22 protein-coding genes are annotated in these 24,417 nt (G+C 37.3%); 5 read left to right on the plus strand and 17 right to left on the minus strand.

Annotated features, from left to right (window positions below):
* Window positions 1-146: 146 nt before the first annotated feature.
* Window positions 147-1,739, plus strand: a complete 1,593-nt coding sequence (locus ORNRH_RS10300) for a peptide chain release factor 3 (protein WP_014791784.1) — start codon at window positions 147-149, stop codon at window positions 1,737-1,739.
* 93 nt (window positions 1,740-1,832) lie between these two features.
* Here ORNRH_RS10300 and ORNRH_RS10305 read toward each other — a convergent pair whose 3' ends face one another.
* The 9 genes from ORNRH_RS10305 to kdsB all read right to left on the minus strand — a co-directional run bounded on the left by ORNRH_RS10305 (window position 1,833) and on the right by kdsB (window position 14,417).
* Complete coding sequence (locus ORNRH_RS10305) at window positions 1,833-3,158, minus strand: RagB/SusD family nutrient uptake outer membrane protein (protein WP_014791785.1); 1,326 nt, start codon at window positions 3,156-3,158, stop codon at window positions 1,833-1,835.
* A 16-nt stretch (window positions 3,159-3,174) separates the two neighbouring features.
* Window positions 3,175-6,510: a SusC/RagA family TonB-linked outer membrane protein gene (locus ORNRH_RS10310; protein WP_014791786.1), complete on the minus strand. Its 3,336-nt coding sequence runs from the start codon at window positions 6,508-6,510 to the stop codon at window positions 3,175-3,177.
* A gap of 20 nt (window positions 6,511-6,530) precedes the next feature.
* Window positions 6,531-9,068, minus strand: a complete 2,538-nt coding sequence (locus ORNRH_RS10315; protein WP_014791787.1) for a zinc-dependent metalloprotease — start codon at window positions 9,066-9,068, stop codon at window positions 6,531-6,533.
* 215 nt (window positions 9,069-9,283) lie between these two features.
* The gene (locus ORNRH_RS10320; RefSeq protein ID WP_014791788.1) at window positions 9,284-10,501 is read right to left on the minus strand and encodes a cysteine desulfurase; all 1,218 of its coding nucleotides are present in this window, start codon (window positions 10,499-10,501) and stop codon (window positions 9,284-9,286) included.
* 116 nt (window positions 10,502-10,617) lie between these two features.
* Window positions 10,618-11,889 (minus strand): Fe-S cluster assembly protein SufD, encoded by a 1,272-nt coding sequence (gene sufD, locus ORNRH_RS10325; RefSeq protein ID WP_014791789.1) that lies wholly within the window; start codon window positions 11,887-11,889, stop codon window positions 10,618-10,620.
* Window positions 11,890-11,910: 21 nt separating this feature from the next.
* Window positions 11,911-12,654, minus strand: coding sequence for a Fe-S cluster assembly ATPase SufC (gene sufC, locus ORNRH_RS10330; RefSeq protein WP_014791790.1), 744 nt, complete (start codon window positions 12,652-12,654; stop codon window positions 11,911-11,913).
* A 131-nt stretch (window positions 12,655-12,785) separates the two neighbouring features.
* Window positions 12,786-13,013 (minus strand): DUF3820 family protein, encoded by a 228-nt coding sequence (locus ORNRH_RS10335; protein WP_014791791.1) that lies wholly within the window; start codon window positions 13,011-13,013, stop codon window positions 12,786-12,788.
* On the minus strand, window positions 13,010-13,669 hold the full coding sequence (locus ORNRH_RS10340; RefSeq protein ID WP_014791792.1) for a LolA family protein: 660 nt from the start codon (window positions 13,667-13,669) through the stop codon (window positions 13,010-13,012). The genes ORNRH_RS10335 and ORNRH_RS10340 overlap by 4 nt, the downstream gene beginning before the upstream one ends.
* Window positions 13,670-13,676: 7 nt before the next feature.
* Window positions 13,677-14,417, minus strand: a complete 741-nt coding sequence (gene kdsB, locus ORNRH_RS10345; protein ID WP_014791793.1) for a 3-deoxy-manno-octulosonate cytidylyltransferase — start codon at window positions 14,415-14,417, stop codon at window positions 13,677-13,679.
* A 93-nt stretch (window positions 14,418-14,510) separates the two neighbouring features.
* Between kdsB and ORNRH_RS10350 the strand changes: the two genes are divergently transcribed.
* From ORNRH_RS10350 to rsmD, 3 genes are read left to right on the plus strand one after another with little or no spacing between them, the layout of a single operon-like run.
* Window positions 14,511-15,221 (plus strand): hypothetical protein, encoded by a 711-nt coding sequence (locus ORNRH_RS10350; protein ID WP_014791794.1) that lies wholly within the window; start codon window positions 14,511-14,513, stop codon window positions 15,219-15,221.
* A gap of 6 nt (window positions 15,222-15,227) precedes the next feature.
* Window positions 15,228-15,980, plus strand: a complete 753-nt coding sequence (locus tag ORNRH_RS10355; RefSeq protein WP_014791795.1) for a DUF3822 family protein — start codon at window positions 15,228-15,230, stop codon at window positions 15,978-15,980.
* On the plus strand, window positions 15,977-16,519 hold the full coding sequence (gene rsmD, locus ORNRH_RS10360) for a 16S rRNA (guanine(966)-N(2))-methyltransferase RsmD (protein ID WP_014791796.1): 543 nt from the start codon (window positions 15,977-15,979) through the stop codon (window positions 16,517-16,519). The genes ORNRH_RS10355 and rsmD overlap by 4 nt, the downstream gene beginning before the upstream one ends.
* Before the next feature lie 7 nt (window positions 16,520-16,526).
* Here the strand turns inward: rsmD and ORNRH_RS10365 are convergent, their stop codons facing one another.
* Both ORNRH_RS10365 and ORNRH_RS10370 read right to left on the minus strand, forming a co-directional pair.
* The gene (locus tag ORNRH_RS10365) at window positions 16,527-17,510 is read right to left on the minus strand and encodes an FAD:protein FMN transferase (RefSeq protein ID WP_014791797.1); all 984 of its coding nucleotides are present in this window, start codon (window positions 17,508-17,510) and stop codon (window positions 16,527-16,529) included.
* On the minus strand, window positions 17,510-17,866 hold the full coding sequence (locus tag ORNRH_RS10370; RefSeq protein WP_014791798.1) for a hypothetical protein: 357 nt from the start codon (window positions 17,864-17,866) through the stop codon (window positions 17,510-17,512). The genes ORNRH_RS10365 and ORNRH_RS10370 overlap by 1 nt, the downstream gene beginning before the upstream one ends.
* Before the next feature lie 69 nt (window positions 17,867-17,935).
* Here ORNRH_RS10370 and ORNRH_RS10375 point away from each other — a divergent pair, with 69 nt between their 5' ends.
* Window positions 17,936-18,334: a thiol-disulfide oxidoreductase DCC family protein gene (locus ORNRH_RS10375; RefSeq protein WP_036602017.1), complete on the plus strand. Its 399-nt coding sequence runs from the start codon at window positions 17,936-17,938 to the stop codon at window positions 18,332-18,334.
* Here ORNRH_RS10375 and ORNRH_RS10380 read toward each other — a convergent pair.
* From ORNRH_RS10380 to ORNRH_RS10405, 6 genes are all read right to left on the minus strand, one after another.
* Window positions 18,331-19,110 (minus strand): lysophospholipid acyltransferase family protein, encoded by a 780-nt coding sequence (locus ORNRH_RS10380; protein ID WP_014791800.1) that lies wholly within the window; start codon window positions 19,108-19,110, stop codon window positions 18,331-18,333. The two genes, ORNRH_RS10375 and ORNRH_RS10380, sit on opposite strands and share 4 nt — an antisense overlap.
* Before the next feature lie 17 nt (window positions 19,111-19,127).
* Window positions 19,128-19,781: an NUDIX hydrolase gene (locus tag ORNRH_RS10385; RefSeq protein ID WP_014791801.1), complete on the minus strand. Its 654-nt coding sequence runs from the start codon at window positions 19,779-19,781 to the stop codon at window positions 19,128-19,130.
* 80 nt (window positions 19,782-19,861) lie between these two features.
* A complete protein-coding gene (locus tag ORNRH_RS10390) occupies window positions 19,862-21,547 on the minus strand; it encodes a S8 family peptidase (RefSeq protein ID WP_014791802.1) in 1,686 nt (561 codons plus the stop codon).
* Window positions 21,548-22,177 (minus strand): WbqC family protein, encoded by a 630-nt coding sequence (locus ORNRH_RS10395; protein WP_243925501.1) that lies wholly within the window; start codon window positions 22,175-22,177, stop codon window positions 21,548-21,550.
* 87 nt (window positions 22,178-22,264) lie between these two features.
* Complete coding sequence (locus ORNRH_RS10400) at window positions 22,265-23,389, minus strand: efflux RND transporter periplasmic adaptor subunit (RefSeq protein ID WP_014791804.1); 1,125 nt, start codon at window positions 23,387-23,389, stop codon at window positions 22,265-22,267.
* 114 nt (window positions 23,390-23,503) lie between these two features.
* Complete coding sequence (locus ORNRH_RS10405; RefSeq protein ID WP_014791805.1) at window positions 23,504-24,160, minus strand: hypothetical protein; 657 nt, start codon at window positions 24,158-24,160, stop codon at window positions 23,504-23,506.
* Between the last annotated feature and the right edge of the window lie 257 nt (window positions 24,161-24,417).

A 24,417-nucleotide genomic window follows, 5' to 3' on the forward strand; every position in this document is an offset into this window, starting at 1 on the left:
AATTGTTTTAAAATTTAGTTAAACGCAAATCATCAATTTTTAATTTTAATTTGACAATTCACACCCAACTTAGTGCATTTTTTGTGCCAAAAATGAATGAGGCAATAAACTTTATTGCTTATCTTTGCGCCAAATTTATAGTTAAAATGTCTAAACTACTTGAAAAAGAGATAAATAAAAGAAAAACTTTTGGGATAATTTCACACCCAGATGCGGGAAAAACTACACTTACAGAAAAGCTTTTGCTCTTCGGTGGAGCGATTCAAGAGGCGGGGGCGGTAAAATCCAACAAGATTAAAAAGTCTGCCACTTCCGATTTTATGGAAATCGAACGCCAGAGAGGTATTTCCGTAGCAACTTCGGTGCTTGCTTTTGAATATAGAGATAAGAAAATCAATATTCTAGACACGCCTGGTCACAAGGATTTTGCCGAAGATACTTATCGTACACTCACTGCAGTAGATAGTGTGATTGTCGTGATAGATGTGGCAAAAGGGGTGGAGGAACAAACCGAAAAATTGGTAGAGGTTTGCCGTATGCGTAATATCCCGATGCTAGTGTTTATCAATAAATTAGATAGAGAAGGGAAAGATGCTTTTGATTTGCTTGATGAGGTGGAGCAAAAATTAAACCTTTCGGTTACGCCACTTTCTTGGCCAATTGGAATGGGGGAGCGTTTCCAAGGGATTTATAGCATTTACGAGAAAAACATTCAATTGTTTAGTGCTCAAAACAAACAAAAAGTGAGCGAAGCCATTGAGTTTGAAGATATCAACAATCCAGAATTAGATGAAATCATCGGAGAAGAAGCCGCTGAAACTTTGCGCGAAGAGCTTGATTTAATCGATGGGGTGTATCCTGCTTTTGATAGCGAAGCCTATTTAAAAGGCGAGTTGCAGCCAGTGTTTTTTGGTTCGGCTTTAAATAATTTTGGAGTAAAAGAATTGCTTGATGCCTTTATAGATATTGCGCCAAACCCAATGCCTAAGCAGAGCGATACTCGTTTGGTGGAGCCCAATGAAGATAAATTTACGGGTTTTGTGTTTAAAATTCATGCCAATATGGATCCTAAACACCGTGACAGATTGGCATTTGTTAAAGTGGTGTCAGGCAAATTTGAGAGAAATAAGCCGTATTTGCATGTTCGCCAAGACAAAAACTTAAAATTCAGTAGTCCGAATGCGTTTTTTGCAGACAAAAAGGAAATTATAGATGAAAGTTTCCCAGGCGACATTGTAGGATTGCACGATACAGGAAATTTCAGAATTGGGGATACGCTTACCGAGGGCGAAAAATTGAATTTTAAGGGGATTCCGAGTTTCTCGCCAGAGCATTTTAGATATGTAAACAATGCCGACCCGATGAAGGCAAAGCAGTTTGAAAAAGGGATAGACCAGCTAATGGATGAAGGGGTGGCTCAGCTCTTTACTCTTGAATACAACAATCGTAAAATCATCGGTACCGTGGGAGCTTTGCAGTTTGAAGTAATCGAATACCGCCTAGAACACGAATACAATGCTAAGGTGTCTTACGAAAACATCAATATCCACAAAGCTTGCTGGGTGGAATGCGAAGACGAAAAATCAGAAGAATTCCAAGATTTCTTGCGTGTGAAACAAAAGTATCTTGCCAGAGATAAATATAACCAGTTGGTGTTCTTGGCAGATAGTGCGTTTACCATTCAAATGACGCAACAGAAGTACCCAAGCATTCAATTGCACATGGTGAGTGAATTTTAAAAAATAGGATTTTAATATATTTTTAAATATAAAAAACCGTTTCAAAATTATATTTGAAACGGTTTCTTTTTTTGGGTATTAAGTCTTAAAAAATTATTGCAAAAATGGATTTTCTTGTCGAGCACTTTTTGGGAAAGCAATCGTATAGCGAGGATCGTTCTTTTGCAAAATTCTTTCTACATCGTTGTAAGTATGTTTGATTTCTTTTTGGTCGTTTCGGCGTAAATCAAACCAGCGATAGCCCTCGAAAGCTACTTCGCGTTGGCGTTCGTTCATAAATTCTGTCCAAAGATTTTCTCCACTTAAAGAATTTAATTTTTCACTGAATTTTTTAAGCCCTTCAGCATTGTAGCGAGTTTTAGCCAATTGGTTTAAAACTTCTTTGGCTTCGCCTTCTTGCTTTAATTTCAAAAGTGCTTCCGCTTTTACGAGCATAATTTCTCCAATTCTAAAAGAGCATTTAAAATCGGTATTATTGCCTTTTACAGTTTGGTATTTGTCGCTGTCTTTTACTGGTGCATAATAAAGCGAAAATCTTAAATCATCTTTTTGGTCGTAAAGATTTAGCAAATCCTTGCTCACAAAAGCCAATTGTCTTACTTTGCTATCTATGGCGTAATCCAGTGCCATGATGTTTTCTGGCGAACTTACTTGGTTGGGCAAAATGTTATCTTCATTTTTATTTAAATCAAGCAAATTGCTATTTTTAGCCAAAACTTTGTTGGCATAATCAATAGATTTCTGCCATTCGCCTTTGTATAAAGCCACACGAGAAATCAGTGCATTGAGCGAAATTTTAGAAAAACGATAAGGCGTTTTGCCATCCGCTTTTTCAATTTGCATTAGACTTTCGGCCTTGGCTAAATCATCTTCAATCAAAGCATAAATTTTAGCAATACTCTCTGGTCTGTTTTCCTTTTCCAGATCGGTTGCCAGCACAATTGGGACACCTTTTTCTTCGGTATTTTGTGCATTATAAGGTTTTGCAAAAAGATTCACTAGTTCAAAGTAAGTGTAGGCACGCAGTGCATGCGCTTCGGCAAGGAGCTGTTTTTGTTCCTCGTTGCTTTGCAGTTTTCCTACATGATTGATGACCTCGTTGGTATAAAAAATACTTCTGTACAAAAGATCGTAGCTGAATTCTGAAGTTTCTGCGTCATAATCTCTATCGTTCCAGAGGAAGATATCTTTGTAATTATTGGCAGAAAAATCTTTAGGATTTATCTCCAATTCATCGGTGCGAACACTGGTTTTGCTTTTATCATTGGGAAAAGCATTGTAGCCCGAGGTGAGCAATTCGCGATATTCCTGCAAAGTGCTGGGAATTACACGGTCTTTGGGCTGAATGTCTAAATAATCATCACACGAAATCATCGCAAAAGATGAAATAAGACTTAATGTTATAAGTAGTTTTTTCATGATTAAATTCTAATTTTTAAAATTGAAGATTAAAGCCAACGGTTACCGATTTTTGAATAGGTTGAGCGTAGATGCTTCCATAAGTTTCTGGATCAAAATAGTTTTTGTGCCCATTGCTGATGACAAAAAGATTTCGCCCTTCTACCGTAAATTTTACATTAGAAATTCCCGCTTGTTTCACCCATTCTTTAGGGAAATTGTAGCCCAATCGGATGCTGGTAAATCTAAAGTAGCTCAAGTCCTTAGCCAAATTTTGGAACGCATAATAGGTGTTCATATCATCTACACCGCCAAACCAGTTGTAGGCATTTCCTGCCTCTGGCGTATCACGACCGATGATTCTTGGCAAGCTGCTGCTTGTGTTTTCTGGAGACCAAGCGTTTAGGATTTCGTTTTGGTAATTCTGTCCAGGGTCTACTTGCGTAAAGTTGTACGACGGCTGAGCCAGCACGGTTTTCTTAATCACAAATGTTCCAGAAATGCCAAATTCAAAGTTTTTATAGCTAAAGTTATTAGACAATCCTCCAAACCATTTTGGGCTGTTGTAGCCTTGGTATTGGAATAAAGCTAAACGCTGTGTTTCGTTCAAATTTGATTGAACGAAATATCCAGGCATAAAGGCTGCATAAGGATCTTCTAGAGCAAAGAAATCATTGGTAGAAACGATTTTTCCATCTTTTTCAAACACAGGCAATCCATTTTTGTCGAGTCCCGCAAATGGCACTGTCCAGATGGCGTCGTTTGGTTTGTTTAAGCCCAAAGGTCTTTTCTGGTTCGGGCTTGGTTGCGCCGAGATTAATTCATTCTTATTGGTACTGATGTTAAATGAAGTTGTCCATCTAAAATCTTCGGTCGAAATGTTGGTTGTATTGATCCCGATTTCAAAACCGCGATTGGTGATAGAGCCATAGTTAATCGATGTACTGGTAAACCCTGTTTCTTGTGGTAGATTTTTAAGCGTGATTAGATCTGTACTTTTTCTATCATACCAGTCTAAAACTAAATTCACTCGGTTTCTGAACAAGCCTAAATCCAATCCAAAACCTAAATTTTCGGTTTTTTCCCAGCGTAATTTGTCGTTTGGTGGAGATAGCACCACGATTGTATTTTCCGTGTTGCCTTGCGTGATGCTGGCAGTGGAGTAGTTTCCGATTACAAATGGTGAAGTGCTCTTGTCGATGTTTCCTTGGAAACCGTAAGAAGTTCTTAATCTTAAATTAGAAATTACTTCTTTGGCAGGTTCAAAGAAAGCTTCGTTCGAAACATTCCATGCCCCCGCAACCGACCAAATTGGTAAATATTTATACTTTGGATCTACGCCAAATAGGTTAGAGCCATCATATCTTAAACTACCAAACACGGTATAGCGGTTGTCGTAAGTGTACGATGCTGTCCCGAAAAACGAAACATAAGCATTTTCGTATTCAAGATTTTTGAAAGGGCGATAATTTTCGTCCAACGCATCAGATGAATTTCTAAAAATCACAGGAATGTTGTTTAAATTTCTATCATTGTAACCAAATGTATTGGTATTAATGATTTCCTTTTTATCCTTTCTGATTTCAATCCCTGCCAAACCACTCAATTCGCTTTTGCCTATTTTTTTCTCTAGGTTTAGTGAGTTTCTCCACATATAGTTGAAGAAATCCGTGCTGCTGTTTTTCAAAATTCCGCCCAGTGGCAACCAGTATTTATTGGTTTTTGTGCTGGAATCGTAATAGCGTGTTCCTGCCACATAAGCACGATTGTAGTATGAATTTTCGTTGGCGTATTTTTCGCTGCGGTTGCGCTCAACTTGCAAGCCTAAAAGCGAGTTGAAAGTGATACCTTTAGTGATTTTGTATTCCAAATCGAAGTTAGACATCATTTGCAAAGTTTTCAGCGTGTTTTGGGTATTTTCACGCTCTTCAATAATATTGAATTTCACAAAATCTGAGTCCGTTCTTAAATTCGGATTAATGTTTTCGTCATAGGCATAGCTTCCATCTGCATTGTAAATCAATTGGTACGGATTCACCACTCTTGAGTAATAATTAGGATTGGTAAATGCGCCAGCATCGGTTAAATATTTATTTTGTATGATCGAAGCTCCCAAAATAGAAACGCCTAATTTGATTTTATCATTGATTTTAAAATCATCTTTTAAAGTTAAATTAAAACGCTTAAAACCTACCTGTTGCAAAGAAGCTTTCTCATCATAATAGCCCAGCGAGAAATAATAATTATTTCTATCTCCGCCGCCTGAAATCGACGCAGAATACTGCTGGTTGATCGATGTGCGATACAACTCTTTCCACCAATCAATTTGGTTATTTCTAAGAGCATTGATTTTAGCCAAAGTCTCGGCAGAAAGTTCCTTGCCGTTTTTATAATTATCAAGTTCGTTGGCGGCTGAAATGATTCTTGCTACATCGCCGTTTCCACTTCTAAAGCTTAAATCTTTTCTTTTAGCCAGAGCCAATTCAAAATCCACTTTTTCATTAGTGTTTAAAAGATTGATTCGATTGAAATCTGGCATAAAGTTGATGAAAGTATTGGCAGTAATATTGATGTTTAAATTTCCTTTTTTACCACGCTTTGTCACCACATTGATCACTCCATTTGCTGCACGCGCTCCGTAGATAGATGTTGCCGAAGCGTCTTTTAAAATTGTGATAGACTCAATGTCATCTGGGTTCAGTCCTGCGATTGAGTAGTTTCTTAAATCATCGAGGTTGTTTTTATCTTTCAAGTTTGGAACATCATTGCCTTCCATTGGCACGCCATCAATCACCCAAAGCGGATCTTTCACACCATTGAGCGATGAATTTCCACGAATCTGAATGCTTGAAAGTTGCCCAGGCGAGCCCGTTTGTGGCGTGATTGAAACTCCCGCAGCTTGTCCCTGCAACATTTGGTCTACGCTAGAAACCCCTTTTTGATTGATTTTATCCATGGAAATATCTACCACAGAAGAGGTCAATTTTCTTTTTTCGATTTTTTGGTATCCCGTAGCCACGACTTCTTTTAGGTTTAAATCATCAAAAACGCTTCTCAATACTACATGATATACGCTTTTGCTTGTTAAATCAATGGTTTCGGTATCGAATCCATCGTAGCTAAAAGTCAATTTTTTAGCACTTTTAGGTACTTCGAGACTAAAGTTTCCGTGGTCATCGGTTATGGTGCCTAGTGCATTGTTGCTTATGGTTCCGTCGGTTACTTTTTCGCCCACCACCGAGTTAGGCACATACACAGAGGCTCCCACTACAGGATATCCTTCTTTGTCTTTCACGGTTCCGCTTATCGTGCGGTTTTGTGCATACAATACCATAGGCAACACAATTGCCACAGGTAAAATTATTTTTTTCATAGATTTTTAAAAATAGATTTTTATTTTAAATTTAATGCTTCTTTAATTCTGATTATTAAATCGTTATAGTGATTTCTGGTTTCGGTGTCAAAGGTTTTAATGCGTTTAATTCTTTGCAAAACCGCTAGAAGTTCGCCACGCTTGTACGACGCTACTTCAGACACACGCACCATAGATTTATAATTTAAATTAATTTGATTTTCTGGCATGTCTAGATGCTCGCAACCCATATGCAGTGGTGCATAAATCGAATTGATTTTGTATTTATTAGTTTTGTCAAACAAGTTTTTGTTGTCTACAATTAGGGCATCTACATAGTTTTTCTGCGTCATGCGTTGGTAAATATCCAATTTTGCACGCATTGGGAAAACTTCGCCTCGCAAGTATTCAAACATTTTTTTCACGGTCATTCCCTTGTAGTTTGGTTGATTAAACTCGTTGTCGAGCAATCTTAACAATCTACCATTTTCAAATAAATAATAAATGACAGAATATTGCTTTTCGCGAGCCAATGAATAAGTTGATTCTTGCTGATAGCCCATTGGCGTGCTTCTGATTGGTTTTACTTTTTGTAAAATTTGCTCATCGTTGAACAGCCAAGTCGGGATTGTAATCGCGTTTTTTACCAAATATTCCAAAGCCTCTTGCTGAATTTCGTAAGGCACAGGCGTAAAAGTTTTTTGCCCATCGCCATACACAGACGGCGTGATATAGATTCCTCCCACATTATTAAGCACATGAAAATTATAAGCCTGCCATTGATTGATGATAGTCATGTAGAATTTCCCTGCTTCGGTATAATTTTCTTGTTTGTTCAAGTTCCAGTCCAAGATGTGTGGCATGGTTTTTTTCAAATTGATTAAACCATAAGAGCTGGCTTTCATGGCATTGTTTCCTAAATCTTCGCTTTGAGAGCGAGGGTCTATAATATCGTTGCTTGGTTGTTGTGCCCCATAGAAATAGAGCGGATCTCCAGCATGTTTTGCAATCCATGTTTCGTTGATTTTTTTATCCTCAAAAGGATTTTCTGTCGGAGTCCAGCGGTATCCCCAAGCGATGGCATATTTATCATAAATTCCGATTTCTGGTGTAATTTGCTTTACGCCATCTCCTTCTTGTGCCACATAGTTAAATCGAGCATAATCCATGATTGATGGTGCTGTTCCTCCCATTTTTGAAGTGAAAGAAGGCGAACGCAAGGAATCCACAGGATATGCAAATGATGATCCCATGTTGTGCATCAACCCAAAAGTGTGTCCTATTTCGTGCGAAGAAACAAAGCGAATTGCATTCCCCATTACTTGCTCTGGGAACGGTAATTTACGCACTTGCGGATCTATGATTCCTGTTTGTACGCGCATCCAGTCGCTTAAAAGCGTCATTACATTGTGCCACCAAATCACATCAGCCTCGATGATTTCTCCCGAACGCGGATCCACCACAGATGGCCCCATGGCATTAGCTTTGTCTGATGCGGCATAACTTAAAACAGAATATCTCACATCATCAATATCAAAATCATCTTTGTTTTCTTCGTTTAATAATTTAGCCTCTACAGCATTTTTAAAACCAGCAGCCTCAAATGCCACATTCCAGTCCAAGATTCCTTGCATGATGTATGGCACCCATTGAGGTGGAGTAGAAGGATCGATGTAGTAAACGATTTTCTTTTTAGGCTCAACTAATTTTCCTTTTAAGTAATCATTAATTTCGTTGTCTTTAGGTTCCAATCTCCAGCGAGTAATGATTTTTCTTTTATCCACTTGCTGTTGCATATCGGTGTAGTACCATTTTGGCTCGTTGAAGAATCCCACACGATCGTCATAAAAACGTTCTTTCATAGGTTTTTCTGGGAGCAAAACAAGGTTCGATGTTACATCGATAGTAATGTTCACTTTGCTTTTGCCCTCCGTAACTTTAGACGACAAAACAGATTTAATCACAACATTTTGCGGGAAAGATTTGGTTTCACTTATAAAAGATAAATCCTTGTTTACACTTCCTCCTAGTCCTAAGTTGTTCAATAAATCATTGAAAGAAGTACTTGAGCCATCAAACACTTTATTCACTTTTACAACAACCGCTGTAGAATCTTTATTAAAGGCTTCGATTTTAAAAGATTCAAAAATAGATTCGTTGTAGTTCACCGCTACCGATTTAGAGATAGCATCAGCGGTATCCACTTGGATTTTAGGGTCAAAAGATTTTACCCAAACTTTTTTATTCTTTTTACCTTTGTAGAAACGGAGCAGGATATTTTGATAATTCATTCCGCGGTTGATTCCCGCATCGTTTAGCTCACTACCTACCGATGATATTTTGTTGACAATCAGCATGTCTTTTCCCATCAAAGAATCGGGAATTTCGAAATACAAATTATCATCTTTTTCGATTAAAGTAAAAAGTCCTTTTTTTAAGACAGCGTCTTTCACGATTTTATCATAAGACGAAATACTGTCTTTCTTTTTCTTTTTATCATTTTCTTTTTTTACTGGTTTTTTTTGCCCAAAAGCAACGCTCACGGCTAGTAAAAGGCATAAAAAAAATCTTATTTTCATATCGTAAAAGTTTAGCTTGCAAATGTATAAATAAAAAAATAAATGAATGTTTAAAGTTTTTAATAAAGCTAAATTAAAGCCAAGAAAAAAGGAATCCAAAACTGAATTCCTTTTTCTTTATTTAAAATAATTGATTTTTATTACTGATTTCTTAAAAATCGTTTAAAAACATGGTTTTTTATTTGAAAAAACTAAAAAAAATATTTTTGAAAACTTTAACCAAGCATATTTTTAGCCAGCTCCAGCCCGTTGAGCAATTGATTGACATCGTCTTCGGTGTTATACACGGCAAAACTTGCACGAATGGTGCCACTAATATTGAATTTATTCATCAAAGGTTGGCAACAATGGTGCCCCGTGCGCACGGCAATGCCTAGTTTGTCTAAAATCATGCCCACATCAGATGCATGCACCCCTGGCAAGTCCATCAAAAACGAAACCGCCCCTGAGCGTTCAATGCCCTCTCCAAAAATTCGGATTTCGGGTATATTTTCTAGCCCGTTGAGTGTTTGGTTAATCAATTTTTGCTCGAGCTGAGTGATGGCTTCATGCCCAATGTTTTCGATAAATTCCGCTGCTTTAGCAATGACGATATTGCCGCAAATATTAGGCGTTCCCGCTTCGTATTTAAAGGGTAATCCTGCGTAGGTAGATTTATCCATGCACACGCTTTCAATCATTTCGCCACCACCACGATAGGGCGAAAGTTGCTCTAGGATTTCCTCTTTCCCGTACAAAATTCCTGTTCCCGTAGGTGCATACATTTTGTGTCCAGAAAAGGCATAAAAATCAGCATTTAAATCTTGAACATCAATCTTTAAATGTGGTGCTGATTGCGCCCCATCTACCAAAACCCAAGCCCCCACAGCGTGTGCTTTTTCAATCATTTCTTTAGCAGGGTTCACTGTTCCCAATGCATTTGAAACATGATTAAAAGCCACGAGTTTTGTTTTAGTATTTAAAAGTTTTTCATACTCTTCTAAATCCAAACTTCCGTTTTCAAGCAAAGGAATGTATCGTGTAGTTGCGCCCGTCCACTCGGCAAGCATTTGCCACGGAACGATGTTAGAGTGGTGGTCTATTTCAGAAATAATGATTTCGTCGCCTTTTTTAATAATGTTTTTGAGTGCATATGCCACCAAATTAATGGAATCCGTGGTGCCAGAAGTAAAATTGATTTCGCTAGCTTTTTTAGCATTGATAAAAGCACGCATTTTCTCGCGGCTATTTTCCATTTCTATGGTTGCCTCTTGGCTCAGCGTGTGGATTCCTCGGTGCACATTGGCGTTGAGCGTGGTGTAGTAGCGATACATTTCGTCTAACACCATTTTGGGTTTTTGCACAGTTGCGCCGTTGTCAAGGTACACGAGCGGTTTGCCGTTTACTTTTTGACTTAAAATAGGAAATTGAGATTTTATATTTTCTATGGTCATTGAGCTAAATTTAGTTGAAAAGCAAAAATAAAAATTTTAAATTGTAAAAATGAATAAAAAAACCGAAGAAAATTGATTTTTCTTCGGTTCAGTGAATTCAAATTCAAATAAAAATGCTAAAAATCAAGTTCAACTTTTAGTTTTGAAGCCAAAAGTTTAGTCCAATATTTTTTAAGCGGTTCAACTTCGATACTTGAAAGTACATCTGCCGAGAAAGCGTATAACAAAAATGCTTGTGCTTCTTTGGTCGGGATACCGCGTTGTTGCATATAGAATAGCGCATCTTTGTCGAGCTGCCCCACGGTGCACCCGTGCGAGCATTTTACATCATCGGCAAAGATTTCTAATTGCGGTTTGGTGTTGATGCTGGCATCGTCCGTAAGCAAAATGTTGTTGTTTTGCTGGAACGCATCAATTTTTTGTGCCTCTGGATCCACAATGATTTTCCCGTTGAATACCCCTTTCGACTTTCCATCTAATATGGTGCGGTATAATTCATGGCTTTCGCAATTGGCAGCAGTGTGCTCCACAAGTGTATGGTGGTCGATTAATTGTTCGCCTTCGCCCAAGCTCACAGCTTGCATTAGGGAATTGCAATTTTCGCCCAATTGTTTGAAATTTAAACCATTTCTAGTGAATTTTCCGCCCAAAGATAAAGTGTCAATACTCACCACACTTCCCTGTTTTTGCTCGGCAAATACTTGGTCTATGAGTGCTGTATGCTCGGTATCGTTTTGGGTTTTGTAGAAATTGATCTGAGTATTTTCGCCCACCACAATTTCGGTTACCGCATTGGTGAAATGTGGCTCGTTGTTTAAACTTACATGAGATTCAATCACATCTAGGGTTGCATGGTCTCCCGCTACAATCAAATTTTTTGGCTGAACGAAGCTTGCTTGTGCCTCATTGGTGAAAAACACGATTTCAATCGGTTTTTCTACTTTTTGATTGTGCTTGATGTGAATATAGTATCCATTGGTAGCCAAAGCAGTATTCAGAGATTCAAGTGAATTTTCATGCTTAACTACGGTATTTAAATATTTTTGATAAATGACGTTTTCTTTTGCCGCAGTTACAGGCAAAAACTCAATTTCGCTACCGATGTTGGATAAATTTTCGGCAAAAAAACCGTTTACAAATACAATTTTGTAGCTATCAAGCTCAGGAATGAAGTGTTGTTCAATATCGCTAAGGTTCAACGCTTCTTCGTTTAATTTTAAATTATATTCCTGAGAGATGACAGGTTTTAAATTAGTAAATCGCCATTCCTCGTTTTTGGTTGTAGGGAATCCTTCTTGCACAAACTCCTCAAACGCCTGTGTTTGGCGTTCGCTTGGAGTGGGGTAGGATTCAAAATGAGATTTTATTTCTTCTAAAAATTTAGACATAATTATATTTTCTGCTTTAAATTATTTAAGCCAATCGTAGCCTTTTTCTTCTAGTTCAAGAGCCAAGTTTTTGTCGCCAGTTTTGATGATTTTACCATCAGCAAGTACATGCACAAAATCTGGAACGATGTAATCCAAAAGTCTCTGGTAGTGCGTGATGATAAGCACTCCGTTGTCTTTATTCTTAAACTTGTTTACCCCTTCTGCTACGATTTTAAGGGCATCGATATCTAGCCCAGAATCGGTTTCGTCTAGGATTGCAAGTTTTGGATTAAGCATCATCATTTGGAAAATCTCGTTTCTTTTTTTCTCCCCTCCAGAGAATCCCTCGTTGAGCGAGCGAGATAAGAATGATTGGTCTATATTTAATAAAGCTGATTTTTCTTTAATTTGTTTCAACATTTCGCCAGCAGGCATTTCTTCTAAGCCTTGAGCTTTGCGAGTTTCGTTGATTGCTGTTTTGATAAAATTAGTTACCGAAACACCTGGAATCGCCACAGGATACTGGAACGACATAAAAATACCTTTCTGCGCACGCTCTGCAGGATCAAGTTCAAGTAAACTTTCGCCCTCAAGTAGGATATCTCCATCGGTTACTTCATAGTCTTCTTTCCCTGCAATTACAGATGAAAGCGTACTTTTTCCCGCACCATTTGGTCCCATAATGGCGTGTACCTCGCCTGGATTTATCTCAAGATTGATTCCTTTTAATATTTCTCTTTGCCCATCTTCCAAGGCAGCGTGTAAGTTGTTAATTTTCAGCATAATTTTAAAAATTGTCTTGCAAAAATAATTGTTTTATTTTATATATAGAATAATTATAGATAAAGAATTTTTATAACTTCATAAATTAATCGAAATATAAAAATGCAAAATTAAGTGATTTTAGTCAGTTTTTAATCCTTGTTTCCGTACAATTTTTTGAGATTATAGATAATTTCTTCCAGTCCGTTTGATTTGATTTCCAATGTGGTGGAAAGCAAGATGCCCAATTTGCCTTGCGGGAAACCTTTGCTTTTAAACCATTCTAAATAATGCACGGGAATATCCGCAATCGTTACGCCTTTGTATTTGCCAAATGGCATTTTGGTCTGAACGATTTCTATTAAAATTTCTTTGTTCAAAATTTAAATCTTTTTTCGTTGATTGGGGCATTCGGTTTTATTTGATTAAAAACGATGACATAATCGTGCCCTCCTTTGGGCTCATAGTGCATGTGCGTGGCAAACTTTAGCCCATCAAAAACCTTAAAATCGCTGTAAATGATTTTTTCTTTATCATCTTCAGATTGCACCAAATTATAGTTTTTAGCATCAAACCAATAATCGATTTTTACCGTATTTTTTACCAAACGAATATGGAAAACTTCTTGATTGTCGATTTTTTCTTTGCCTAAAAAATCTGCCTTAAATCCTTTTTTTTCATAATGCAAAATATCGGTTTCAAAGGCATCTGGCGTGTAATTGGCAAGCGGCACATTTTGATTTTTTTCTGGGCTAAAGGTGTAGGCATTTTTGCCATCATAGCCTTCGCTCAGCGTTTCTTTGCCATCGATGATGAAAGACACACGCTTGAAATAAGGGCGACGATGTTCTATGCTCAGCGTCACGGGATTATTCACATCCATGATCACTTCACCTTTTATATATATGGTGTTTAATCGATCCCAGCGAGCCGTGCCCCCCGTGTTTTCAAAATGTTTTTCGATGATGGATTGTGCCGATTGTGCAAAAAGTAACGGACTCAATATGAGCCATAAAAAGCTAAGTCTTTTAGCCATAAAAATATTATTTATTTTGTTGAATGAATGCTTCTGCCATTGCTAAATCTTCTGGCGTATCAATACCAATGCTTGGATTTTTGGCAATGCCCAAACGGATTTTAAAACCATTTTCTAAATAACGAAGCTGCTCAAGCTTTTCGGTGGGTTCCAAAAATCCACGGTCGAGAGTGGCAAAAGAAAGCAATGCATCACGACGAAAGGCATAAATACCCAAATGCTTGTAATAAGTGGTGTTTTCCTGCATTTCTCGCGCATATGGAATGACTGAACGAGAGAAATAAAGTGCATTATTGTAGTACCTATCTACCACCACCTTCACATTATTGGGATTCTCAATCATATCGGGCTCGGTAATGATTTCCATTAAACTCCCTACGGCGACTTCCTTTTGCGTATCGTTTTCAAAAATTTGAATGAGCGTTTTTAAATCTTCGGCTGTGATAAATGGCTCATCTCCTTGCACATTTACAATGATATCTGCATCAAGATTCTGTGCCACTTCGGCGATTCTATCGCTTCCAGAAACATGATTTTCTGCCGTGAGCTGAACTTTTGCATTATTTTTTTCCAAACATGCCAGAATGCGAGCATCATCTGTTGCCACGATAACATCATCGAAAAGCTCAGTATTTTTCACCGCTTCGTAAGTGTAGAGAATCAATTCTTTACCGTTTAATTTTTGCATTAATTTTCCTGGAAATCTTTGCGAATTATATCGCGCAGGGATCACTGCGACTACTTTCATGGAGTTTTAATTTTCGGTAAAATTAAAATTTTTTGCTCAAAATATTTAATTAGTTAAAAAAAATAATTTATATTTGAATAAATTTTTGACACAATGAAAAACATACTTAAAGTTATTTTGGTAGTTACTGCATTAGGTTTAGCATTTTTAATCTACCGCTCAATCCAAGGTTATGTGGATTTCAATAGAGAAAAGATGGAACGCTATGCTACTGCGGTGGAACAGTTACAGGATTTAGCCTTGGCAGAGAAGTTGTATAAAGTAGCAAACGGAGAATATACCGCTAGCTTAGATACTTTGAAGAATTACATCAACACGGCTAAAGTATTAAATATTTCTAGAAAGGATTCATCAGCCTATGTGTTCGATAAAAGCAAAGGTATCGATGTGATGAAAAACTTTACTATTGTAGATACTATCGTATCTCCTGTAAGTGTAAAAGATTCAATCTTTGGAAACAGAGATTTCAATTACCGAAACTTTGGTTATATTCCAGTAAATGGTAAAAAATTCCCAATTGAGCTTTACGCTTCTTTCAACGACCGTGTTGTAGGAAACGATAGTACAAACATTCAGCGCGACTACTTCTTTATGGGTAGCATTGATAAAGCTAAAGTGCTTGATGGGCTAGATGAAGAAATGGTGAGCCGTGAAGTAGAAGATGAGTCTTCTCCAATTAAATCAGACATCATTAAAGTAGGTAGCAAATCTCGTCCGTCACTTGAAGGAAACTGGGGTACAGATGTAGATGTTAAAATTCAAGAGAAGAGAATTAAAAGAATGAAGTCTGAACTCAAAAAATAATTTTTGATGAGCAGTAATATTTTATCCATCCTTTTTGAAAAGGATGGATTTTCTTTTTGTAGTTTTAAGGATCAGAAGATTATTGCCACAGATTTTACGCCTTATGAGGTAAATTCTGAGGTGGCAATAGAACTCGTGCTAGAGCATAAAATCAAGGATAATTTATATCTAAAGCAAGAGTATGATCAAGTTTATGCGCAAGTGCTCGGAGAGCAATTTTGTATTGTGCCAGATGAATACTACCAGCAAGAAAAAGACAATGAATTGTGGATTTCGTTCAACACAGAGTTATATGAAAATGACAAAGTAGTAAACGAAAAACTTGTAAATACCGATGCACATTTTCTATACAGTTATCCCATAGAAATTGAGCAGATGTTGTCTAAATTTTATCCTAAGTATGAAATTTCGAGTGCATCGAGAGCTTTTTTAAATGCAATAAGTACCGATAACGAAACGCCAGAAGTTTTTGTGAATATCCATCATCGTTCGGTAGAGATTTTATGTCTTAAAAATCAAAAATTGTTGTTTTACAATGTATTTTCGGTGCAATCGAAAAATGATATAATTTATTATATTTTAAATGTTTATAAGCAACTTTCACTAGATACCAATCAAGATAAATTATACTTTTTTGGAAATGAAGAAAATTGGGAAGGGCTCATTAAAAAACTTTTAAATTTTGTGCGCCATGTAATCCCTGGAGTGAACGATGCTACTGAATTACAATATTATACCCATTATTTAAAACTATTATGAGAATAATCTCTGGAAAATGGAAAGGTCGCAAATTGCAGGCACCTAAAAATTTACCCACTCGCCCTACCACAGATTTTGCCAAAGAAGGCTTGTTTAATGTGCTGAACAGCCGTTTTTATTTCGAAGATTTACAAGTTTTGGATCTCTTTGCGGGGATAGGGAGCATTTCGTATGAGTTTGCTTCTAGAGGTTGCCAATCTGTTACAGGAGTAGATAAACACGCTGCTTGCGTGAAATTCATCAGCCAGACCAAAGAGCAATTAGAACTTGATAACCTACAAATTTTTAAAGCAGATGTTTTCAGTTTTTTAGCTCAGAATCAAGGTTTAAGCTATGATTTAATCTTTGCCGATCCGCCGTTTGAATTTGAAAAAGAATCTTATCGAGAAATCTTGGATTTAGTGCTTGAAAATCAGCTGTTAAAACCAGAAGGAACTTTGATTTTAGAGCACTCTAAAAAAATGGATTTAAGCGATTTTCCAAATTATAAAGAAACCAAAAAGTACGGAAATGTACATTTTAGTTTCTTTAGTAAATAATCAAAATTTAAAAATTATTGAATTTTTCTGATTGAAATTCTCCTTTGTCATCTGTCCAGATAAGGAGAAATTTCAAATCTTTGCGATTTTGTGCATAGGCTTTAGCTTTGTCCAATCCCATAGCCATTAGGGCAGTTGCGGTGGCATCTGCCTCGGCAGCCGTGGGGGCGATCACCGTGGCACTTAAAAGGTTGCTAATTCCCGAGGTTCCGTCGATAGGGTTCATGGTGTGCACCACTTTGTCGCCGTTGTCTAAAATATGGAATTTGCGGTAATTTCCAGAAGTAGCAAGCGACTCATTGTCAAGCGGAACGGTAGTAAACAAATCTTGATCGCCTGATTTAGGCACATCTACACCTACAACCCAAGTGTTCCCATCTTCTTTTTTGCCTTTGGCTCTGATTTCGCCACCGATTTCAACTAAGTAACTTTTTACCCCCGCTTGGTCGAGTATATGTGCCACATAATCATTGATATAGCCCGTAATAGCATTGAAGACTAATTCAGTTCTGGTATCATTTTTTAAAATAGAATCGTTGCGTACAGCGGTTTTAGCAATTCCCACAAATTGCATTACAGAATCCACTTGAGCTCGGCTTGGTTTGTTATGGATTTTAGCCTTTTTAAAGCCGTAAAGATTAGAAAGCGGTTGCACTGTGGGGTCGAAATAGCCATCAGTTTTTTGGTTAAAATCTTGGCACTGTTTCCATAAATCAATCACGATAGAATCCACAGCCGTACCTTTTTCCGATTGATTAAATCGCTCAACATCGGTGCCCGATTTGTAAGTAGAGATTTTGTCATCGAAAAAAGTAAGAGCTTTTATAATTTCATCGCTTAAATCTTTGTCTGAATAATATTGAATCCCATAAGTCGATCCAAAAGCATCGCCTTTAGCATAACGCAAAGTAGGCTCGGTTGATTCTGTTTTTTTGTTGCAACCTACATTTAATAATAAAAGCGAGGAGGCTAAAATAATTGATTTTTTCATTAGCTTAAAAAATTAAATCCATTAAAAAGTAATTTGTAGGCTTCGCCCTTTACAGGTTTTCTGCTTAAATCATCTGCGTGCGTGATGCCTACGCCCGCAAACCAAACGCGTGCATCTTGCTCGCGTGCATGCGCCACCATTTTGCTTGCAATGGCGGGCAATCTTGTGTAATCATCGGGTGGGAGCGAGGCCTGCACCAAGACAAATATATTTTTTTCGTTTTTTTTGTAGGTTACAAATTGCGGATGTTTTTTGAGTTTGCTATTTACGGCAAGAAATTCAAATCCCATTTTTTGAAGCTCTTCGCCTATAAAATTCATTGCCATGTAGTGCAATTCTTCTTCGGTAAATTCCATGCTAAATTTATTTGAATGTGCAAATTACTATAAAAATTTCTTTTAATTTTGCTCGAAAGAATTTTTTTAATGGCTGAACGCATAATTTTTTTTGATGGTGTATGCAATTTATGCGATGGATTTGTACAATTTGTTTTAAAGAGAGATAAGAGTAAAGTGTTTAAATTCAGTTCGTTGCAGTCGGGTTTTGCACAGAAAAAACTAGCTGAACTGGGCGAGAATGCACAAAATTTAAACACAATTTTTTATCTAAAAGATGAGAAGTTATTTAGCCAATCGCAAGCGGTGATAGAAATTGCTAAAGACTTAGGCTTTCCGTACCGAATAATTTCTGTTTTTCAGGTTTTTCCTCTTTCATTCAGAGATTTTTTATACCAAAAAGTGGCTAAAAATCGCTATAAATTATTTGGGCAAAAAAACGAATGTATGCTCCCTACGCCCGAATTGAAAAATCAATTTTTGGATTAATTTTCGCCTTCTTCGGGAATAGGTTTTACCTTTATGTATTTTTCTGATTGCTCGATAGCGTCCATTACTTGGTCTATAATTTTTTGAGTGCTATCGTTTTCATAATCAATTTCTAAAGGTGGCTTGAAAGTCATAGTTTGCTCAATGCCACGCTTTTTAATCAAAAGCCCTTTTTTGTCAAACGAACGGCGGAATCCATCAATCACTACAGGAACCACAATTGGTTTGTTCTTTTTGATGATATGTGCAGTTCCCTTTCTACCAGGTGCAAAAGCTTTGGTAGTGCCTTGTGGGAAGGTAATTACCCAGCCTTGTTGCAAAGCTTTTTCAATATTATCAATTTCTTTTAAATCAACTTTTCGATTGATGTTTTTTCCCGCTTCGCGCCATGTTCTTTTCACGGTAACGGCTCCTGCCAGAGAAAATATTTTAGCCAAAAGACCTTTATTCATGGTTTCTTTTGCCGCTACATAGTACATATCAATTTTAGGATTTAGCAGGTAAATAGGGTTTTTAATTGAATTTTGAAATCCATTTTTCACGCTGCTGAATACATGATACATCGCCGAAACATCTGCAAAATAGGTTTGGTGATTCGATACAAAAAGTACATTTTGCTCTGGGAGATTGGCGATATTTTCGGTTCCTTGGATTTTCAACTTGTTGAATCCGTTGTATCTACGATACGAAATTGCACCAAAGGTGAAAATGATAAATCGCTTGATGAAATGTGGATACCCAAAGGCATCGAAAAATATATTTTTTTTACGACTCACAATCTAATTTTTTAAGGCTACAAATTTAATGAATTTCGCAAAAATACAAGAAATTCATTTAACATCATTGCAGTTGCGCCCCAGCAAATTAAATTATTGGGCAAAGCAAATGCAGGCACTTGGTGTGCAATATTGTCCACAACTACGGTGTGTTTTATAATGTTGGGCGAGTGAATAAATTCATTTAATTTTAATGGAACAATGGCTTTTACTTCTCGCTCAGAGGGGATAAAATTTGGCTCGCCTTTGTAAACCCCTACAAAGGGGTGCACCATAAAGTTGCTTGGAGGAATAAATAATTGACTTAATTCGCCCACGATTTCTATACAATTGGGATTTGCATTGATTTCCTCTAGACTTTCTCGCAAAGCAGTGTCTTGCAGATCCCCATCTACGGATTCCACTCTTCCGCCAGGGAACCCAATTTGATTGGAGTGAACGCCAGGATAGGTGTTTCTGTGAATTACGGGAAAATACAATTCGCCATTTTCTTCATACACAATGATGAGTACAGCTGCAATCCTAGGATTGGCAGGATTATATCTCGCCTTGTCTACCAAGTTTTGACGATAGGGCGGTGCCATTACTTTTTGGGCTTTCCAGCCAGGTGTTTTTGTGTTTCTAAATAGGCTTTTAATGTTTGAGGATGTAAGGTTATTTATAGGTTTCATAGTTTAAGGTTTATAAAAAAGGCTATACTTATTTAAAAGTATAGCCCTAAAATTAAGAAATTTAATAATTAAAAACTATATTATTTCTTTCTTTTTTTACTAGACTTTTTGTTTTTCTTTGTTTCAGCTTTCGCTGGGGCAGTAACTCCTGCTTTTGCATTAGATACTTCTTCCGCTTTTTTAAGTGCTTTCAATGCATCTACCACTACACCGTGAGTAGAAATATCTTTCAAGTTTTCGTTGTAGTTTCCAGTTTCGATTAAGATATTTCTGATTTCTTGTGCAGTAAGGTTAGGGAAATAGCTCCAAACCAATGCCGCAATACCAGCTACTACTGGAGACGCCATCGAAGTTCCTTGTAGGTATTTGTAGCTTGCATCTGGCACAGTAGAGTAGATTTCTACTCCAGGGGCAAAGATATCTACTTGTTGTTTACCATAGTTTGAGAAACTAGCTTTGATGTTTTTGTTGTCTGGAGTGCTAGCTCCCACAGTGAGCAATGAGTTACTCACAGGGTGTCCGTTTCTAAAGTTGGTAGGGTAGTGGATATCTGTATCAATGTTTACATCATCATTACCTGCTGCTTTTACTAAAAGAACATTGTGATCTGTAGCATATTTAATCGCGTCCCAAACGGCTTGCTTGTTTGGAGAATATGGTTTACCAAAACTCATGTTGATGACTTTTGCACCATTATCTACTGCGTAACGAATCGCGTTTGCCACATCTTTATCTCTCTCATCTCCATCTGGCACAGTGCGCACATTCATGATTTTTACATTTTCAGCGACACCATTCATTCCGATACCGTTGTTTCTCACCGCACCTATGATACCTGCCACATGCGTTCCGTGGAGTGCATCTGGACCTTCTACGGTATTGTTTCCGTAGATTCTTTCGTTTACATCATTGTAGTTATCTCCTACGATGGCGCGTGGATCATAATCAAGGTTTAAATAATAATCTAATTTACCTTTGTAGTGGTTTAGGTATTCATTTCCTTGTTCTTTAAACTCTTCAATGATTTTATTGGCTGTAGTTCCAAAAAATTCTTCAGCAGATGCAGTGTTTACAGCTGATAGTATTTTTTCTTTCATGAATGCAGCCTCTTGCCCTTTAGGTGTAAATACTTTGATATCTTCTAGGCTAATGACTTTGTCTCCTCCGTACTCTTTGGCAAATTCTTCAAAAATTTTCAAAGTTTGATTGATTTGTCCTTCGGCTTGAGCTACAGCCATTTGCGCTTCTGCTAATTCTTCTTTGTATTTAGGCAGAATTTCTTGGTATTCAGCGTATTTTTTAGGATACTTTTGCTGGTTAAGTTTGTTTTCAGCTTCGTTTTTAGAATCAAATAAAGCTTTGTATTCTCTTACTAAACGAGTGATTTCTGTGTTGTCGTGGTCTACATCTCCATTTGGTCCACCGATAAAGTTCCAGCCGTGGATATCGTCGATGTATCCGTTTCCGTCGTCATCTATTCCGTTTCCTGGGATTTCTTTTACATTCGTCCACATGTTTGCTTGCAAATCTGGGTGATCTCCTTCGATACCACTGTCGATTACGGCAACGATTACTGGGCTAGATTTTAAACCTTTAGATTTTGCATAAGCATATGCATCGTCTGTGGCTACACCATAGATTGAATCTTTGGCATAGTTTACATGAAACCAGTTTTGTTTGGCTAGCTCTTTTGCAGATGGCTGTTCTTGCGCTTGAGCAAATACAAAACCTGCTACTAGAGATAAGCTGAGTACTAATTTTTTCATTTATTGTTGTTTTAAATTTTTTAAATAAACTATACTTTGTGGTCCTTCATTAAACAATAGATCCACTACGCTTAAATCTGGAATAAATTGTATTTTTTCGCTAAATACCTGCGTATATTCTGGCAAATCTTCTACAGGATTTTTGGCATCATAGGCTTGTCTAAAATCTTCTGCGGGCGATTCGATATACGATTCAGAAAGCGAAAATTTATTTTCGACTTGAAGCAAACTCAAAAGTTGTTCCAAAATTTCCAAATTTAAGTCTAAAAGGAATTTATGTTTTTTCTCAAATATGGGCATTAAATCGTCTTCGTAATACTCAAAGTAGGGTGAGCGACGATAGGCTGCCTCAAAGGAGCGCAAATGTTCCTTTTGCCAATCTTGTGCATAGCTTATTTGCAAATCCTTCATGGCGCGTTTTCCTGTGTGGGCAATGGGCACTACGAGTTTTTGCAAGCCGTTTGGACTTAGGATATGACAACGATTTCTGTAAGTTTGTTTTTGATAGTTTTCGTACACATCAATACACGGATTTTCTTGCGATAAAAAATCTGCAAAAAATCTAATTGGCGGAAAATATTGTGATGAAAATGCGTTCAATTCCATATGATTTTCTACAAAAATAAACATTTTTCCGAAAAACAAATCAAATAATCTTTAATTGAACAAATTATCTGATTGGCGATATTTTTAAATTTCGGATAGATTTAGCGAGCTTTAGCCTTTGTTCTCCTCCTCTGATTTTTCGTTGAGATGAATGTTCCAAACTTTTACTTCATCTTTTTCGGTAATGCCTTTGAGAATTTCGATGTTTTCGCCATCACTCACGCCTAAACGAATGGGTTTTTTGATCCATTCTTCGCCGTTTTTCACTTCTACAAAGGCAGTGCCGTCGTCTTCATACTGAATGTTTGATTCAGCTAAAACCAATACATTTTTCTTGTTCTCGGTCGTGATTTCGGCATTGGCACTGTAGCCTGCACGGATGAAATCGTTTTGATTTAAATTCACGCTGGCTTTGATTTCAAATTCCACAATCCCATTGTTTCTGATGCCCGATGGCGCGATAAAATCAAGCGTTCCTGTAAAAGTTTCATTGGGCAAGGCACCGATTTTGATTTCAAGTGGCATGCCTATCTTTAGTTTTCCTACTTCGGCTTCGTCTACACGACCTTCAAAAATCATGTCTTTGATATTGGCAATGGTGGCAATGGTTGTCCCTGTGCTAAAGTTGCTGATTTCTTGCACATTGTCTCCAATTTCTACAGGGATGTCTAGAATCATTCCGTTGATAGTGGAGCGAATTTGCGTAGTAGAATATTGCTCAAGCCCAGGTGCCACGCCTGTCTTGGCGGTGTGGTAATTGTTTTCGGCATTTTTTAAACTTTGTTTGGCTGAATTATAAGCCGCAAGAGCTGTTTCGTATTCGGCTTTGGAAATCACGCCTTGCGAGTAGAGCAATTTTTGGCGATTGTAGTGTCGCGTTTGGTTGGCAAGTTCCGTTTGGGTGGAATTGATTTGCATCTGTGCCGAATTTAGGCTATTGACATTTGGGATTACTTTTATTGTGGCAAGTAATTGCCCATTGGTAACCTCCATACCTTCTTTCACTTTAATGGATTGAATCACGCCTGTGATATTGGGCTTGATTTCGATTTTTTCGCGTGGTTTTACTTCGCCTGTGGCTACTGCCGTTTTCTTAATGTCTGTTCTAAAAGCATGTGTGGTCTCGTACACCACATTTTCGGCAGTACTTTTTTGGTAGTTATAGGAAAAAGCCCATATTCCTAGGCATAAAACTAATAAAACAAGGACTGCTATAATGATTTTTTTAGCTTTCATGTGTTAGATAATTAAGGTTTGGCTAAAATATGGATTTTATTTGAAATAAGCGCGTCTAGAAACGAAAAAATAGTCGTTTTCCAAATGCGCTTAAATTTAAAATGGTGAAAGGTTTTAGCTTCTTACGAATTTGCCAACGCTCTCTAGTAGCTGTGGGCGATCTTCTAAAGCGATTCTGGATACGGCGTAGAAATCTCGCACCCAATCGGAAAGCTCGGTAAAGGCTTTGTTTTTCTGTTGGGTAGCGTTTTGGTTTTCGCCTTTTTCTTTTTCGTATTTGGCGCGTAGGCTTTCCACTTTTTGGATTTGTGCCACTTGGGCTTCTACTACGCTTTGATTGATTTTAAATTTTTCTAACAAAGGTTTGGCTTCGCTATGGCTTTGGGCTTGCTCATAAAAGGTTTTGATTTCCTCCAATGCCTTGAGATAGGCGGCAGATAGCGTGCCATCGATAGCGAGGCTTTTCCAGAGTTCTGTTCTTTTCATCAAAGCCACTTTGGCTATTTTTCTGTGTTTGCTGTAGGTTTTTTTTAGGGAGTTAAAGGCGTTGGCAAATTGGGCATAGGCTTCTTTTTCTTCGGTAGTTTCTTGCTTGTTTTGATTATATAGCTGTTGTGTTTTGTCGAATAGGGCTTTGCCTTCGGCTATTTTTTCTTCGTCGTAGCCATATTCTGCCATTTCGGTTTTTAAGTCTTGTACCTCATCTAGATTGGTGAATAGTAATCTGTAATTTTCAAGATATTGGAGTTCGGAATTTTTTAATTTGCTCATAATAATTTATTTTAATTGGTTTTCATTCTCCAAATATACAAAAAAAAACAATTATTCTTCTATTCTTATAAGTCATTTTTTGATTTTTATTTAAATAAATGGACTCCTGATTGCTATTTTTGTATTCCTACGGATAGTTTTTGTATTTCTACAGGACATTATTGTATTCCTACAAGGGATTTGTGGGTTCCTACTGGTGATTGTTCTATTCTTATAAGTAATTGGGCTGTTTTTAAGAATGATTATTGCAAAAAAGC

Source organism: Ornithobacterium rhinotracheale DSM 15997 (genome assembly GCF_000265465.1).
In the GTDB taxonomy this organism is placed as follows: Bacteria; Bacteroidota; Bacteroidia; order Flavobacteriales; family Weeksellaceae; genus Ornithobacterium; species Ornithobacterium rhinotracheale.